Annotated in this window: 12 protein-coding genes; 5 read left to right on the plus strand and 7 right to left on the minus strand. The window is 62.2% G+C overall.

Annotated elements, in window-relative coordinates; genetic code table 11:
- Positions 1-35: 35 nt before the first annotated feature.
- Both gltB and Q4Q11_RS15415 read left to right on the plus strand, forming a co-directional pair.
- Positions 36-4,766 carry a glutamate synthase large subunit gene (gltB, locus tag Q4Q11_RS15410; RefSeq protein ID WP_498570028.1) on the plus strand — a complete coding sequence of 1,577 codons (4,731 nt, stop codon included), beginning with the start codon at positions 36-38 and terminating at the stop codon, positions 4,764-4,766.
- Positions 4,767-4,942: 176 nt separating this feature from the next.
- Positions 4,943-6,397, plus strand: coding sequence for a glutamate synthase subunit beta (locus Q4Q11_RS15415; protein ID WP_113213617.1), 1,455 nt, complete (start codon positions 4,943-4,945; stop codon positions 6,395-6,397).
- A 63-nt stretch (positions 6,398-6,460) separates the two neighbouring features.
- Here the strand turns inward: Q4Q11_RS15415 and Q4Q11_RS15420 are convergent, their stop codons facing one another.
- The 3 genes from Q4Q11_RS15420 to Q4Q11_RS15430 all read right to left on the minus strand — a co-directional run bounded on the left by Q4Q11_RS15420 (position 6,461) and on the right by Q4Q11_RS15430 (position 9,939).
- A complete protein-coding gene (locus Q4Q11_RS15420; RefSeq protein WP_498570029.1) occupies positions 6,461-7,210 on the minus strand; it encodes an aminoacyl--tRNA ligase-related protein in 750 nt (249 codons plus the stop codon).
- 237 nt (positions 7,211-7,447) lie between these two features.
- The gene (locus Q4Q11_RS15425; RefSeq protein WP_498570030.1) at positions 7,448-8,638 is read right to left on the minus strand and encodes an SGNH/GDSL hydrolase family protein; all 1,191 of its coding nucleotides are present in this window, start codon (positions 8,636-8,638) and stop codon (positions 7,448-7,450) included.
- A 77-nt stretch (positions 8,639-8,715) separates the two neighbouring features.
- Entirely contained in the window at positions 8,716-9,939 is a 1,224-nt protein-coding gene (locus tag Q4Q11_RS15430; protein WP_498570031.1) for a lytic murein transglycosylase, read from the minus strand.
- Between the two features lie 202 nt (positions 9,940-10,141).
- Between Q4Q11_RS15430 and galU the strand changes: the two genes are divergently transcribed.
- Positions 10,142-11,029 carry a UTP--glucose-1-phosphate uridylyltransferase GalU gene (galU, locus tag Q4Q11_RS15435; RefSeq protein ID WP_112503007.1) on the plus strand — a complete coding sequence of 296 codons (888 nt, stop codon included), beginning with the start codon at positions 10,142-10,144 and terminating at the stop codon, positions 11,027-11,029.
- A 121-nt stretch (positions 11,030-11,150) separates the two neighbouring features.
- Here galU and Q4Q11_RS15440 read toward each other — a convergent pair whose 3' ends face one another.
- Positions 11,151-12,662 carry an outer membrane beta-barrel protein gene (locus Q4Q11_RS15440; RefSeq protein WP_498570032.1) on the minus strand — a complete coding sequence of 504 codons (1,512 nt, stop codon included), beginning with the start codon at positions 12,660-12,662 and terminating at the stop codon, positions 11,151-11,153.
- 196 nt (positions 12,663-12,858) lie between these two features.
- On the opposite strand from Q4Q11_RS15440, the gene Q4Q11_RS15445 reads away from it, so the two are divergent.
- Positions 12,859-13,854, plus strand: a complete 996-nt coding sequence (locus Q4Q11_RS15445; protein WP_112503013.1) for a KpsF/GutQ family sugar-phosphate isomerase — start codon at positions 12,859-12,861, stop codon at positions 13,852-13,854.
- On the opposite strand, the gene Q4Q11_RS15450 is transcribed toward Q4Q11_RS15445, so the two are convergent.
- Together Q4Q11_RS15450 and Q4Q11_RS15455 are read right to left on the minus strand one after the other, a co-directional pair.
- The gene (locus tag Q4Q11_RS15450) at positions 13,855-14,313 is read right to left on the minus strand and encodes an NfeD family protein (protein ID WP_113213611.1); all 459 of its coding nucleotides are present in this window, start codon (positions 14,311-14,313) and stop codon (positions 13,855-13,857) included.
- Position 14,314: 1 nt separating this feature from the next.
- Positions 14,315-15,325 (minus strand): SPFH domain-containing protein, encoded by a 1,011-nt coding sequence (locus tag Q4Q11_RS15455; RefSeq protein ID WP_113213610.1) that lies wholly within the window; start codon positions 15,323-15,325, stop codon positions 14,315-14,317.
- Positions 15,326-15,636: 311 nt separating this feature from the next.
- Between Q4Q11_RS15455 and Q4Q11_RS15460 the strand changes: the two genes are divergently transcribed.
- On the plus strand, positions 15,637-16,545 hold the full coding sequence (locus Q4Q11_RS15460; protein ID WP_112503798.1) for a S1C family serine protease: 909 nt from the start codon (positions 15,637-15,639) through the stop codon (positions 16,543-16,545).
- A gap of 38 nt (positions 16,546-16,583) precedes the next feature.
- On the opposite strand, the gene Q4Q11_RS15465 is transcribed toward Q4Q11_RS15460, so the two are convergent.
- Positions 16,584-16,840 (minus strand): ferrochelatase (locus Q4Q11_RS15465; RefSeq protein WP_498570033.1); only part of this gene is annotated, 257 nt, incomplete at its 5' end.

The raw sequence follows: 16,840 nt of genomic DNA on the forward strand, positions 1-16,840 counted from the left end.
GCGCCCGCGACGCGGGCCTTACCGGAGGGAAGACGATGACCAACAGGACGACGTTTACGAGTTTTGACCAGACCGCTGCAGTGAATGCTGCCGCTACGGCCAAAACGTCGAAACGCGCCAATCGTCCCGGCCTCCCCCCGAAGCAGGGCCTCTACGATCCTCGCAACGAGCATGATGCCTGCGGCGTCGGCTTCGTCGCGCATATGAAGGGTCAGAAGTCGCACCAGATCGTGCGCGACGGTCTGTTCATCCTTGAAAACCTGACGCATCGCGGCGCCGTCGGCGCCGATCCGCTGATGGGCGACGGCGCCGGCATTCTCGTGCAGATTCCCGACCGTTTCTTCCGCGAGGAGATGGCCAAGCAGGACATCATCCTGCCGAAGGCGGGCGAATATGGCGTAGGCCATTTCTTCCTGCCGCGCGACGAGGCGCTGATCGAACATTTCAAGACCGCCATCACGCAGGTCGTTGCCGAAGAAGGTCAGGTGCTGCTCGGCTTCCGCGACGTGCCGGTCGACAACTCCTCGCTGTCGAAGGCGCCGGATATTGCCGCCACCGAGCCGCACCATGTGCAGGTGTTTATCGGCGCCGGCCGCGATGCCGGCACGAACGAGGAGTTCGAGCGCCGCCTCTTCACCCTTCGCAAGGTGATCTCCAACCGTATCTATGCGGAATATGAGGGCGAGGAGAGCAGCTTCTACCCCGTGTCGCTGTCGAGCTCGACCATCGTCTACAAGGGCATGTTCCTCGCCTATCAGGTCGGCGCCTATTACAAGGACCTGGCCGACCCGCGTTTCGAGACGGCGGTTGCGCTCGTGCACCAGCGTTTCTCGACCAACACATTCCCGTCGTGGAAGCTCGCGCATCCCTACCGCATGGTTGCGCATAACGGCGAAATCAACACGCTGCGTGGCAACGTGAACTGGATGGCTGCCCGACAGGCATCGGTATCCTCGCCGCTGTTCGGCGACGATATCTCCAAGCTCTGGCCGATCTCCTATGAGGGACAGTCGGACACGGCCTGTTTCGACAACGCGCTCGAATTCCTCGTGCGCGGCGGATACTCGCTGGCGCATGCCATGATGATGCTCATTCCCGAGGCATGGGCCGGCAACCAGCTGATGGCGCCGGAACGCAAGGCATTCTACGAGTATCACGCCGCTCTGATGGAGCCATGGGACGGCCCAGCCGCCGTCGCCTTCACCGATGGCAAGCAGATCGGCGCGACGCTCGACCGCAACGGCCTGCGTCCGGCCCGCTATCTCGTCACTAGCGACGACCGCATCATCATGGCTTCCGAAGCCGGCGTTCTGCCTGTCGAGGAAGAGAAGATCATCCAGAAGTGGCGCCTGCAGCCGGGCAAGATGCTGCTGATCGACATGGAAAAGGGGCGCATCATCTCGGATGACGAGGTGAAGTCGGAACTATCAGGCAAGCATCCCTATCGCAGCTGGCTGAACCGCACCCAGCTGATCCTGGAGGATCTGAAGCCGGTTGAGCCGCGGGCGCTGCGCCGCGACGTGTCTCTTCTCGACCGCCAGCAGGCTTTCGGCTACACGGCGGAAGACACCAAGCTCCTGATGTCGCCGATGGCGACGACGGGGCAGGAAGCCGTCGGTTCCATGGGCACGGATACCCCGATCTCGGCCATGTCCGACAAGCCGAAGCTGCTCTATACCTACTTCAAGCAGAACTTCGCGCAGGTGACGAACCCGCCGATCGATCCGATCCGCGAAGAGCTGGTCATGAGCCTCGTGTCGTTCATCGGCCCGCGCCCGAACCTGCTCGACCATACCGGCATGGCCAACGCCAAGCGCCTGGAAGTGCGCCAGCCGATCCTGACCAACGGCGATCTCGAAAAGATCCGCTCGATCGGTCATACGGAAGATCGCTTCGACACGAAGACGCTCGACTTCACCTATGATGTCGAACGCGGCGCCGAAGGCATGCCCGAGATGCTCGATCGTCTGTGCGAGCGGGCGGAAGCGGCCGTTCGCGGCGGCTACAACATCATCGTGCTCTCAGACCGCCAGATCGGACCGGACCGCATCGCGATCCCGGCGCTGCTGGCGACGGCCGCCGTGCACCATCACCTGATCCGCAAGGGCCTGCGCACCTCGGTCGGTATCGTCGTCGAAACCGGCGAGCCGCGCGAAGTGCATCACTTCTGCCTGCTGGCCGGCTACGGCGCGGAAGCGATCAACCCCTATCTCGCCTTCGACACGCTGCTCGACATGCATCAGCGCGGCGAATTCCCGAAGGAAGTGGATGCGACCGAAGTCGTCTACCGTTACATCAAGGCAGTCGGCAAAGGCATCCTCAAGGTCATGTCGAAGATGGGCATCTCGACCTATCAGTCCTATTGCGGCGCGCAGATCTTCGATGCCGTGGGCCTGCAGCAGGAGCTGGTCGATCAGTACTTCTTCGGCACCGCGACGATGATCGAGGGCATCGGCCTCGAGACGATCGCCGAGGAAACCGTTTCCCGTCACAAGGCTGCTTTCGGCCGCGATCCGCTGCTGGCAAGCACGCTCGACATCGGCGGCGAATATGCCTACCGCATGCGCGGCGAAAGCCATGCCTGGACGCCGGATGCCGTGGCAGCGCTGCAGCATGCCGTGCGAGGGAATGCCGAGGACCGCTACCGCGAGTTCTCCGAAATGGTCAACGAATCGGCGCTGCGGATGAACACCATCCGCGGCCTCTTCAAGATCAAGGGTGCGGAAGCGCTCGGCCGCAAGCCGATCTCGATCGACGAGGTCGAGCCGGCCGCCGATATCGTCAAGCGCTTCTCGACGGGCGCCATGTCCTTCGGCTCCATCAGCCGCGAGGCACATACGACGCTGGCGATCGCCATGAACCGCATCGGCGGCAAGTCGAACACCGGCGAAGGCGGCGAGGAAGCCGACCGCTACATGCCGCTCTTCGACGGCTCGCCGAACCCGGAACGTTCCGCCATCAAACAGATCGCGTCTGGCCGCTTCGGCGTGACGACGGAATATCTGGTCAATGCCGACGTGCTGCAGATCAAGGTGGCGCAGGGCGCCAAGCCCGGCGAAGGCGGCCAATTGCCCGGCCACAAGGTCGATGCGACGGTTGCCAAGACCCGGCATTCGACGCCGGGCGTCGGCCTGATTTCGCCGCCGCCACACCATGACATCTATTCGATCGAAGATCTGGCGCAGCTGATCTACGATCTGAAGAACGTCAACCCGACTTCGGATGTGTCGGTCAAGCTCGTCTCGGAAGTCGGCGTCGGCACGGTTGCCGCCGGCGTCGCCAAGGCGCGCGCCGATCACATCACCGTCTCGGGCTATGATGGCGGCACCGGCGCCTCGCCGCTGACTTCGCTGAAGCACGCCGGTTCGCCCTGGGAAATCGGCCTTGCCGAAACCCAGCAGACGCTGGTGCTGAACGGGCTGCGCTCGCGCATCGCCCTGCAGGTGGATGGCGGTCTGAAGACCGGCCGCGACGTCATCATCGGCGCGCTGCTCGGTGCCGACGAATTCGGCTTCGCCACCGCGCCGCTGATTGCGGCCGGCTGCATCATGATGCGCAAGTGCCACCTCAACACCTGTCCGGTTGGTGTCGCCACCCAGGACCCGGTTTTGCGCAAGCGCTTCAAGGGCGCGCCGGAGCATGTCATCAACTACTTCTTCTTCGTGGCCGAAGAAGTGCGCGAAATCCTCGCCTCGCTTGGCGTTGCCAAGCTGGACGATATCATCGGCGCTTCCGAGCTTCTCGAGAAGGATGAGATGCTGGCCCACTGGAAGGCGAAGGGGCTCGACTTCAGCCGTATCTTCCACAAGGTCGATGCGCCGAAGGAAGAGACCTATTGGACGACGGTACAGAAGCACCCGATCGACGACATTCTCGACCGCAAGCTGATCGAGAAGGCGGAGCCGGCGCTCTCTTCGAAGACGCCTGTCGCCTTCGAAGTCGACATCAAGAACGTCGACCGTTCGGCCGGCGCCATGCTGTCCGGCGCGGTCGCCAAGCGCTACGGCCATCGCGGCCTGAAGGACGACACGATCAACGTCACCCTGAAGGGAACGGCCGGCCAGTCTTTCGGCGCATTCCTCGCACGCGGTGTTACCTTCAACCTCGTCGGCGATGGCAACGACTATGTCGGCAAGGGCCTTTCGGGCGGCCGCATCATCATCCGTCCGCCGGAGAATTCGAAGATCGTCGCTGAGCACTCGATCATCGTCGGCAATACCGTGCTTTACGGCGCAACCGAGGGCGAGTGCTACTTCCGCGGGGTCGCGGGCGAGCGCTTTGCGGTCAGAAACTCCGGCGCCATCGCCGTCGTCGAAGGCGTGGGCGACCACGGCTGCGAATACATGACCGGCGGCGTCGTCGTCGTGCTCGGCGAAACCGGGCGCAACTTCGCGGCCGGCATGTCGGGCGGCGTGGCCTATGTTCTCGATGAGAAGGGCGATTTCGCCCGTCGCTGCAACATGGCGATGGTCGAACTGGAACCGGTTCCCGAAGAGGACGAACTGCTGGAGAAGCTGCATCATCACGGCGGCGATATCATGCACAAGGGACGTGTCGACGTCTCCGACGACATGACGCGCCATGATGAAGAGCGTCTCTTCCAGCTGATTTCGAACCACGTCCACTATACGGGCTCGACACGGGCCAAGGAGATCCTCGATCGCTGGGCCGACTACCGCCCGAAATTCCGCAAGGTCATGCCGGTCGAGTACCGCCGTGCCCTTGAGGAAATGGAGCGCAGTCGGATGAACGTGGCGGCGGAGTAATCCGCCCCGGTTCTGAAGCCAGCCGAGGGTTTCGCCTCGCATTGCGATCGCTGCCATGGCGATCGCGACTGTCGAACAGCGGAATCGGATTTGAATTAAAGTGCCGGCAGGGAAACCGAGATGACCCTCAGGCACGGGAGCCGCGAGCTCCTCTTTTTGAGTGAGGAAACGAAAGCATGGGCAAGGTAACAGGCTTCTTGGAAATCGACCGGCAGGTGGCGAAGTATCAGCCGGCGTCGGATCGCATCCGGCATTTCCGCGAATTCACGATCCCCATGTCGGACCAGGAAGTGCAGAAACAGGCAGCCCGCTGCATGGACTGCGGCATTCCCTATTGCCACGGCCCGACCGGCTGCCCGGTGCACAACCAGATTCCCGATTGGAACGACCTCGTCTACAACAACAATTGGGAACAGGCGATCCACAACCTGCATTCGACCAACAACTTCCCGGAATTCACCGGCCGCGTCTGCCCCGCACCTTGCGAGGAAGCCTGCACGCTGAACCTGGAAGACGCACCGGTCGCCATCAAGACCGTGGAGCAGGCGATTGCCGATAAGGCCTATGAGCTCGGCTTCATCCGGCCGCAGCCGGCAACCGTGCATACGGGCAAGAAGGTCGCGATCATCGGCTCCGGCCCTGCCGGCATGGCAGCCGCCCAGCAGCTCGGCCGCGCCGGTCACGACGTTCATCTCTATGAGCGCGAAAGCAAGCCGGGCGGCTTGCTGCGCTATGGAATCCCGGATTTCAAGATGGAGAAGAACTTCATCGATCGCCGCGTCGAGCAGATGAAGGGCGAAGGCGTCACCTTCCATTGCGGCGTCAATGTCGGCATCGACGTCAAGATGGAGCAGCTCCTGGCCGATTATGATGCCGTGCTCTATTGCGGCGGCTCGGAAACTCCGCGCGAAGCGGGCATCCCCGGCGCGACGCTGGCCGGTGTTCATGACGCCATGCCCTATCTCGTGCAGCAGAACCGCCGTGTCGGCCGCGAAAACATCGACAGCGTCGGCTGGCCTGCCGATCCGATCCTCGCCGGCGGCAAGCATGTCGTCGTCGTCGGCGGTGGCGATACGGCCTCCGATTGCGTCGGCACGGCATTCCGCCAGGGCGCGGTGAAGGTGACCCAGCTCGACATTCGTCCGCAGCCGCCGGAAAAGGAAGATAAGCTCGCCGTTTGGCCCTTCTGGGCGACGAAGATGCGCACCTCTTCCTCGCAGGCCGAAGGTGCGGTTCGCGAATTCCAGGTCGCAACGCTCGAATTCATCGGCGAAGACGGCGTGCTGACCGGCGTGAAGTGCTGCGAAGTGGATGAGCGCCGCAAGCCGATCGCCGGCACGGAATTCGTCATCCGCGCCGACCTCGCCTTCATCGCCATCGGCTTCCGCGGCCCGTTCACCGACAGCGTGCTCAAGGAACTCGACGGCAAGCTGACTGTGAATACCGACCGCCGCGGTTCGACCAACGTCGTTGCCAACGACAAGGATTACAAGACCTCGGTCGACAAGCTCTGGACCGCCGGCGACGTTCGCCGCGGCCAGTCGCTGGTGGTCTGGGCGATCCGCGAGGGCCGCCAGGCCGCCCGCGCTATCGATGAGGCTCTGATGGGGTCGACGGTTCTGCCGAACTGAGCTTTACCGCTGTTTTCCTGCAATGATCGAAGGCCGGGCTCGCGATGAACCCGGCCTTTGTCGTTATCGGCTTGCGGCGATGTTCCAGTTGTAGACACAGCGGTCGAGGCCGATGGCGATTTCGAGCACTGCGACATCGTGGTCTATGGCCGGGCCTTTCTTCGGCTGGCTGCGATAGCGTTGCGGGAAGTCCGTGCGTCTCGAAATCGAGCAGACTTCCATCCATTTGTCGCCGTTGTCGACTTCGATATCCATGGTGACCTCGGAATAGGCCGGAAGGCGATCGGACGGCACGATCCGGGTCGGCAGATAAATGACTGAGGCGATCATTCGGCGAACCGGTTCCAGTGAGGCGGCATGGTAATCATTGCCGCTGTCGGCGGTGAACGCGCATTGGAATTCGAGCTGCCAGAATTCCTTGAGCCGCACATGCTTGCTCGGTTGGTCCTGCTCACGTCGATAGGACTTCCCGGCCTGCCAGACGCATAGCGGCAGCCGCGTTCTTGAATGATTTCCGAGCAAGTGCTGCATGTAGATATAGGTTGACGGTGTGGTTTCCGGCCGCAGCACCAGTTCGGCATCGGTCTTGGAGACCTGTTCCTGGACCCATATGTCCGCGTTGGAATATGCGTCGGAGACGAGGTTTCGCGGCATCAGGGCCGGAGCTTCGACCCTTCGGATATTCCATGCCTGGTTTTCGGATCGCAGAAAGCCGGCAACTTCATCGGAAAAGAAGCGAACGAAATCGTCGCGCAGCTTGATGTCTCGCTCTTCCCAGTGAACCAGCGAATTGACGTTATAGATATTGAGCACGCGCCATTCTCCATGGGCAGCGTTGATGTCTTGAGGTGGGGCTTTACGTCCAGCCGCCGCCGGACGCATCAACGCCTCCGACCGTCACGACTGGACGCGGAGACCTCGGCCGGAGAAAGCGCGCAAAACCGCAGCCTGCGGGCAGGTGCGGTAACGATCGATCTGATCTGCGCTGTCGATGCTCATGCAGTTCTTCTATTGGCGGGTCGCGACATTGTCAAACCGCATCCGCGACACCTATCGCGCCACCGATCCCGGCAAACGATAGTCGTCCACGCGCCCTGCCGGCGCCGGGTCCATCAGGCCCTTCTCGACCAGAAGATCGCGGGGCGATGGTGCCGTTGCCGCCGGGGCTGGTGCGCCGCCCAGAAGCTGCGAGCCGCCATCGAGATCCGGGTCCGAAAGGCTGATCGGCTGGGTACGCGTAATCTTTTCCGATTCCGCGCCGGGAAGATTGGCCTGTTGTGCAGGTAACGGATTGTTCGTGTCGAGGCGGGTGATGTCGGGACTTGCCTGATCGCCCAATATCCGGCGTGCGGACTTTTCGAGATAGAAGGCGAGTTTGCGCTTGCCTGCGGCCGTCAAGTTGACACCATCAGCCGTTCTCAACCGCACCTGCTGGCCGTTGATATCGGAGCCGGTCACGATGAATTGGCCGCTCTGATCGGCAAAGCCGTCCCAGATGTCTATGAACTCTCCACCGACGCTTGTCGTCTGGCTTTGAAAGATCTGGTTGAGCTTGACTGCGCTGGCCGTCAGCTGGTCCGAGCCGAAGGAAGGCAGTCCCACCCAAAGCAGCGGGATGTGGCGGCTCGTTACCAGCTTGGCGAATTGCTGCACGCGCTCCTCGTAGGCGAGAAACCACGGATCGGTGCCGTATTTCTCGTTGAGCCCGTCGCCGATCATCTGCTGGCGGTCGTTGGCGCCGAGCATGACGACGACCATGGCCGGTTTCAGCTGGTCGATCATCCCGGGCAATTGCTGCGGCCAGTTGTAGTAGTCCTGACGAACAAGGCCGGATGCGACGTTGCCGCGCCCCTGGACGACGACGCCGGGGGAGGTGGAGAAAGCGTCCGACAGCCCGGTGGCCAGTCCGCTTGCCAGGAAGTCGCCGACAACGAGGATGGTTTTGGCGTCGGGAAGCTTTTCAGCCGGCGGCGGCGTTTCCGGCTGCGCGACCGGCTGGCGTGGCGGCGGCGTCGGCCGCTTTCGTGGTTGTATCTTGCGTCTTGGCGGTGGCTGCTCCATGGGCTGATCGGGGTAATCGGGCTCGCGGGTGCCGAAGAGCATGTCGAACAGATTTCTGCGCGGGCGTTCCTGCGCCTCAGCCATGTCCGACAGGCAGCCGAGTGCGATGACGGCGGAGAGTAACGCCGTTAGAACAATTCTCACGGTTGCCATGGTCGCGCGGGCAGGTCGTCTTATCATAGCTTCTTTTCCGCTCACGATCCAGGCCGCATGGCGACGATTTCACCGTCCGGCGCCCCGAATTCGCTTGAGGCGGCTTACTTGCGCAAGGCCTTCAGCAGGTTCATCGACGGTTCGCCATCCGCATCCAGACCCATGCGCTCCTGAACGGCTGATATCGCAGCCTTGGAGCCCGATCCGAAATTGCCGTCAACCACGCCGTCATAATAGCCGAGCTGCTTCAGGCGCGTCTGCAACTCGAACTTCTGCTTGACGTCGAGCGTACCGCTCGGGCGTGGCCAGGATTGCTGCATGCCGCCATAGCCGGCGATCTGGTCTGCGAGCAGTCCAACGGCGAGAGCATAGCTGTCGGAGGCGTTGTAGCGCTTGACGGTGAAGAAGTTGCCGGTCATCAGGAAGCCGGGGCCGTTCGGGCCACCAGGCATCTTCAGTTGCGCGCGGTCCGAAGTCTGCCGGAAGGCCTTGCCATTGGGGCGCACGAAGCCGAGGGCTGCCCACTGGGCAACGGTGTGCGTCTTGCCTGCCTGAGCGCTGCCGCCCGGCGGTACGACGACTTCATAGCCCCAGGTGCGGCCAGTTTCCCAGCCGTTCTTGGCGAGGAGATTGGCCGTCGTCGCCAACGCATCGGGAATGGAGTTCCAGATATCGGGATGGCCGCTGCCGTCGGCATCGACGGCATAGAGCAGGTAGCTGGTCGGAATGAACTGCGTATGACCCATGGCGCCGGCCCAGGAACCGTTCAGCTCGTTGCGCGAAATGTCGCCCTTCTGCAGGATCTTCAGCGCGGCGATGAGCTGCTTCTTGGCATAGCCCGCCCGCTTGGGATCGGCATAGGCGAGCGTCGCGAGCGCGCGAGGCACATAGTGCAGCCGATCGTTCTTGGCGAGAACGGCGCCGTAATTCGACTCCATCGACCAGATCGCCAGCATGATGTTCCGATCGACGCCGAAGCGCTGTTCGAGCACGCGCAGTGTGGAGGCATATTTGACCGCCATCTTCCGGCCAATATCGACAGTATAGGGATTGACACGGGAGTCGAGGTAATCCCAGATTTGGGACTTGAATTCCGGTTGGTACTGCGCCTTTTCGAGGACCGTGGGGTCGGGGTCCGTCACGCCGGCAAATGCATTGCGATAGGTCGACTGCGTGATGCCGCTCTTTGCGGCGGTCGCGTAAAAGCCCGCGATCCATTTCTGGAACCCAGGGTCTGCATTGGCGTTGACGGGAAGGAATCCCGCCAAGGCGCCGAGCGCGAGCGCCAAAGCGAGACCACGAAGGGAGTGTTTACGGATTACGGTCATCTACAGCCTTGTCCATCAATCGTTGGATTTCGGTGCGGCGATGCGCATGGCATCGGCCCAAGCGTGACACTAAAGGAACGAAGTCAACAAATTCTTTACCATGGAAGTCGGGGTCAGTCATTATTTGCAAAACGGTAGCAAATTTAATCTACTGACTTCTAGAAGGCTTGGCGCCAAGCATTTTAATGCCCAGGAGGTATGAGTGGGACAGCATAAGAAGGTTCGTAAGGCAGTATTTCCGGTCGCCGGACTAGGGACGCGGTTCTTGCCGGCGACCAAGGCGGTGCCGAAGGAGATGCTGACCGTCGTGGACAAGCCGGTTATCCAGTATGTCGTCGACGAGGCGATGGAAGCCGGTATCGAGCATTTCGTGTTCGTCACGGGCCGCAGCAAGCACGTCATCGAAGACTATTTCGATATTCAGTTCGAACTCGAGCAGACGCTGCGCCAGCGCAACAAGAATGCCGAACTTTCGCTGCTGAACGGTCTGCTGCCGAAGGCAGGCACGGCGAGCTTCACACGCCAGCAGGAGCCGCTCGGCCTCGGCCATGCCGTCTGGTGCGCCCGCGAGATCGTTGGCGACGAGCCCTTCGCTCTGCTTTTGCCCGATATGGTCATGCGCGCCGAAAAGGGCTGCATGAAGGGCATGATCGAACTTTACGAGCACAGCGGCGGCAACGTCATCGCCGTCGAAGAATGTGCGCCCGATCAGACCCATAAATACGGTATCGTCGGCGTCGGTGAGACGATCGGCAACGGTTTCCGCATCACGGAAATGGTCGAAAAGCCGGCCAAGGGTACGGCTCCGTCCAATTTCTTCATCAACGGCCGCTATATCCTGCAGCCGGAAATCTTCCGCATCCTGGAAAGCCAGGAGCGCGGTGCCGGCAACGAGATCCAGCTGACGGACGGCATGCTGAAGCTGGCGCAGACGCAGGACTTCGCCGGGTACCATTTCCAGGGGCAGACCTTCGACTGCGGCGCGAAGGATGGCTTCATTCTCGCCAACGTCGCCTTCTCGCTGGCGCGTGCGGATATCCGTCCGACCATCGAAAATGAGCTGAAGGCGCTGATCGCCGCTTTGAAATAAGCTGCCGGCCCTTTCGGAAAAAATGTCGAGGCCTGGCCCATGCCGGGCCTCGTTTCGTTTGGGAGGAAAGGCCGGCTTGAATGAATAGCCGCGCCGCGTCGACGACGTTACCGTCCAGCGGTCAGCGCTTCACCGTCAGACCCACGCCGGCCTGGAGCTGGCGGGTATCGTCGCCTGTCTTTCTGGTTGTCAGCTGATAGCCGACATTGCCCGTCAGATCGAGGTAGCGGTTGATCCCCCAGGTCAGGCCGAGAGCCGTGTCATATTCGGTCTCGTCGGAGCCACTGCCGTTCGAAGGATAGTCACGCCAGATCGTTCCGCCCGTCAGCTTCGCGGTGAGGTCGTCGCGCAGCCGATGGCTGACGGTGCTGGTGAGCTGGTAAGCGGTGTAGCCGCTGAGACCGGCCGTGGTGGAAGGCTGCACCGTGGTCGAAAGACCGACGCTGATATCGGTACCCCGCTGCGGCGACCAGGCGAGATTGCCATCGATCGTCGGCGAATCGACCGAGGCCAGGCGCGAATCGTCGAACTGCGTGTGCTGGTAGCCGAAGCCGAGTTCGCCCTTGAATTTTTCGCCAAGGTCGAATTCGACGCCGCCCCTGCCGCCATAGCTCTGGTTTGAGCGGGCATAGCCATTGCTGTCGCGCGTCTGATCATAGACCGCGCGGCCGAGATCGACTTCCACGAAGGGGATGATGACTGGCGAGAGCTCGTAGCCGATGCGTCCGCGCCAGGTGCCGGCCGTCTGGTCGCGGTCGCTGAGCGTGACCGTCGTGCCATCCGACAGCACGGCATCGGAATAGACGGTGCGCGTCAATGCCACGGCCGTCGTGCCGCGCAGGACACCGAAGTCGCGTTCCAGCGAGAGCCCGGTGGTGAACTGGTTGACGGCTGACTGTTTCGTGGCGCCGGCAATCGCGTTCGGATCGCTCGTGTCTTCGCGGTAGAATTGATAGCCGGCAGTAATATGCGCCGTCGTGCTGGCGGGAAGATCCAGGCGCAGGTCGGCATTGAGGCTGACGGTCGGCTTTTCCTCGCCCGTGCCGCTGACGTTCCTTTGCCAGACGCCTTCGCCGGTGATGGTCAGCCCATGCCGGTCCCAATCCGATGTCAGGGTGCTGCGGAGATCCGTCTGCAGGAATGTGCGGTTGTTGTCGATGGAACCTGTCCGATCCCGCTCGGTATTGATCGATTGATTGATCGAGGGGCGCAGGGTGAAGGTGCCGAGCGGTATTCCCTGCGCATCCGCACGATCAGGGTGCTGACGCGTTCTCAGTCCGTCGATGCTCGGCTCGGCGGTGTTGACGCGGCGCAGATCGTTGTCGAGGGTGGAACCTGTCGTTGTTGGATCGACGTTGCCGAGGCGGAGGCGCATGTTCGGCGGCGCATCCCCAGTGGATGCCGGCTGATTTGTCGGTACGGCTGCCTGTGCATCGTTCGAGGGCGCAGCCGCCGGGTCCGTCGGGGATGCCGGGACAGCGGAAGTATCGTCGAGATTCTGGTTGGCTGTGAGCGATTGCGCATCGGCGGACATCGGCGCGGCGAACGCTATGCCCCAGCCGAGCGCGGCGCAGGTCGCCCATGCCGTCAGCCGGAGGGCGCTTTGGCCCGCCTTGTTCTTGCCGATGTTCATTTATTTATGACTGACCCTGCTGGAAATGATTTAAATTCTTACTCAAGTGTAAAGCTGCGTGGTTAACGCTTGGTTGCCAAAGCGCGGTAACATGCAAGGACCGAGCAAGATTATCGGGACGGCAGCGCAGGTCGTTACGGTCGCGATGGGCCGATCTTTGGTGGACAGATTTGCGGAAAAGCGTTAGGCCTCCCTCATGAATAAGAGAGCTGTGAAATTCATCGAGAACGGTGCGATCGAGTCCGCGATGCGAACGATTGAGACCGAAAGAAGGGGCATGGAGGCGCTGGAACGGGCGCTGAGCGACGGCCTGGCCGCGCCTTTCAGCCGCGCGGTGGAGATTGTCGGCAACATCAGCGGCCGTGTGGTCATCACCGGCGTCGGCAAGAGCGGCCATATCGGCAACAAGCTCGCCGCAAGTCTGGCTTCCACGGGCACGCCGGCTTTCTTCGTCCATCCCGTCGAAGCCAATCACGGCGATCTCGGCATGATCACGCAGGACGATGTCATCATTGCTATGTCCTGGGGCGGCGAGAGCGCCGAACTGCGCGGCATTATCAGCTATTCCCGCCGCTTCTCGATCCCTATGATCGCGATTACGGCCGGCGAGACTTCCACGCTCGCGCGCGAGTCGGATGTTGTGCTGCTGCTGCCCAAGGAGCAGGAGGCCTGTCCGCACGGGCTCGCACCGACGACATCGACGCTGCTGCAGCTTGCCATCGGCGACGCGCTGACCGTGGCCCTGCTTGAGGCGCGCGGCTTCACGGCCGAGGATTTCCGCACATTCCATCCGGGCGGCAAGCTGGGGGCCAGCCTTTCGCATGTTGCCGATATCATGCACAAGGGCGACCGCGTGCCGCTGGTCAAGCTTGGAACCGGCATGCCGGAAGCGGCGATGACGCTATCGAAAATGCGCTTCGGCTGCGTCGGCGTGATCGATGACGACGGCTGCCTGTGCGGCATCGTTACGGATGGCGATATTGCACGCAATCTCGGCGCCAGCCTGGCGGAGAAGCTGGTGGACGAAGTGATGACCCGCAATCCGAAGACAGTGAAGGAAACGACGCTGGCGACGAGCGCCATGGCCGTACTCAACCGCCACAATATTTCGGCGCTGATCGTTGTCGACAACGAGCGGCGTCCGATCGGTCTCGTGCACTTCCATGATCTGCTGCGGATCGGCGTCGCCTGATCAGACGGGCTCGACCGTGAGTTCGCGGCCGCTGCTGGCAACGACCTTGACGCGCGTGCCGACCGGCAGGTCAGGCCCGTTGACGGTCCAATAGGTATCGTTCAGGCGAATGCGTCCCCGGCCTTCGGTGATCGGCTGGTCGAGCGTTGCCGTGCGTCCGACGAGGCTGGCGCTGCGCTGGTTCAGAAAGGGCTCGTCGGTGGCCTGATCGTTGTTATAAAGATAACGGCGGCCGAGCAGGGTGACGATCACGGCCGTGGCTGCGAAGACAAGCCCCTGCACCTGCCAGATCCAGAAGGCGTTCTCCCAGAAGAGCAGCGACAAGGCGCCGACGATGACGCCGGCGAGCCCGATCCATACCAGGAAGAAGCCCGGCAGGACCAGTTCCGCGGCAAGCAGCACCAGACCCGCAAGCCACCAGCTCCAGGGGCCGAGTTCGACGATGAGATTGTCGAACATCTCAGGTCTCCTTCGACGTCAGCGGATTGACCGACGGCGTGGTGCGAGCGGGGCCGGAGCGCGGACGGGGAGGCTGCGGTGCGCCGTCGCCGTTGTCACCGAAGACTTCGCGGGCAATGGCACCGATGCCGCCGAGCGAGCCGATGATGGAGCTGGCTTCCACCGGCATGAGTACGATCTTCGAATTGCCGGCCGAGCCGATCGCGGTCAGGGCCTCGGTGTATTTTTGTGCGATGAAATAGTTGATCGCCTGCACGTTGCCCTCGGCGATCGCCTCGGACACCACGCGGGTCGCTTTCGCCTCCGCTTCGGCCAGGCGTTCGCGGGCCTCGGCATTGCGGAAGGCGGCTTCGCGCTGGCCTTCGGCCTGCAAAACGGCAGCCTGCTTGGCGCCTTCCGCGCGCAGGATCTGGGCGTTGCGCAGGCCTTCGGCCTCCAGCACCTGAGCGCGCTTTTCACGCTCGGCCTTCATCTGCCGGCCCATGGCGTCCACCAGGTCCTTCGGCGGCTGGATATCCTTGATCTCGACGCGCGTCACCTTGATTCCCCAAGGCTCGGCGGCCTCGTCGACGACGCGCAGCAGGCGTTCGTTGATGACGTCGCGGTTGGACAGCAACTCGTCGAGGTCCATCGAGCCCATCACGGAGCGGATGTTGGTCTTGGTGAGGTTAAGGATCGCGGTTTCGAGATTGGTGATCTGGTAAGCCGCCTGAGCGGCGTTCAGCACCTGGAAGAAGGCCACCGCATCGGCGGAGATGCTGGCGTTGTCCTTGGTGATGACCTCTTGCGTCGGCACGGCGAGAACCTGCTCCATCACGTTCATGCGTGCGCCGATCGTTTCGATGAAGGGCACGATCAGATTGAGCCCCGGTTCCAGCGTGCGGATATAGCGGCCGAAACGCTGGACCGTGTACCGATAGCCCTGCGGAACGGTCTTGATGCCGGCAAACAGCACCAGGATGACCAAGACCACCAGGGCAATCACGACAATGCTGAAACCACCCACTACCATCGAATTCCTCCATGGATGCGCCCGCTTCCGGCAGGCTCGCATCGCGCAAATTGCTGCCGCCCGGCCTTCCCGTACCCGGTCGAACCCATGAAGCCGCAGCTCAATCAGATGTGGTGGGTTAGCACGTTCTCGACAAGTGAGGAATGGGGCTGCGCCAGGTGTCCAAAACAGTTGCAGCGCCGAAGTACGATCAATCAATCGCGATCAAGGTCTTGCGCGCGGCGATTGATCTTCATACCTTATGTGAATTTCCGGCTCGGCTGCCACGCAGCCTTTCGAGCCAAGCCATCGCGCATCATCAGGGTGAAGCTATGAACATAGATAGGACCTTGCGGTCGGTCGTGGCCGTTCACGCATCAATTCCGGAAGACGCCTTCACGGCTGCAACGCTCGGCACCCGCAGGGAAGGCAGCGGCGTGGTCATCCGGGGGAACGGCCTGGTCTTGACCATTGGATATCTGATCACAGAAGCCGACGATGTCTGGCTGACGACCAACAGCGGCCGCGTCGTGCCCGGGCATGCCCTGGCTTACGATCAGGAAACCGGGTTCGGCCTGGTGCAGGCTCTCGGCCCGCTCGATGTTCCCGCCCTCGAATTCGGCGATGCCAACAAGGCGGAGATCGACGACGAGGTTGTCGTTGCCGACGGGATCGGTCAGTTCGTCGAAGCGAGAATCGTCGCCAAGCAGGAGTTCGCCGGCTATTGGGAATATCTGCTCGACGAGGCGATCTTCACGGCACCGGCCCATCCCTCCTGGGGCGGAGCGGCGCTTCTTGACGAAGACGGCAAGCTTCTCGGCATCGGTTCATTACACCTGCAGATGGCGACCCAGAATGGCGACAGTGCCGACATCAACATGATCGTGCCGATCAATCTTTTGACGCCGATCCTGGACGATCTGATCAAGCGCGGCCATGTCAACAAGGCGCCGCGGCCCTGGCTCGGCGCCTTCTCCGCCGAAAGCAACGGCGAGGTCGTCGTCATGAGCGTCACCGAGGGCGGGCCGGCAGCCAAAGCGGGCTTGCGCCGAGGCGACGTCATTTCCGAGATCCGCGACGGCGAAGTCGACGGGCTCGCAGATTTCTACCGCAAGGTATGGCAGAGCGGGCCGGCCGGCGCCGAGATTCCCATGCGGGTGCTGCGCGACGGCCGCGAGGCCTGGCTGCGGATCAAATCCGCCGACCGTGCAAGCTTCCTCAAGAAGCCGCAGCTTCAATAGAACCGGATGGTCGCCGGGGGATCAGCCCGGCGATCCCCTCAGGCCCAGCCGAGCAGTTCCCGCCGCACGACCTTTTCCAGCACATTCATGCCGTCTTCGCTGTCGTTGAGACAGGGGATATGGGTGAACTTGTCGCCGCCATTGTGATGGAAGGATTCGGCTGCCTGTTCGGCGATCTCTTCCAGCGTTTCCAGGCAATCCGAGACGAAACCCGGATTGAGTACGGCGATACGCTTGATGCCGCCCCTGGCGAGCTCCTCCACCGTCTTGTCGGTGTAGGGCTGCAGCCATTCCT

The sequence above is a fragment of the Rhizobium sp. UFLA01-1127 genome (genome assembly GCF_059803845.1).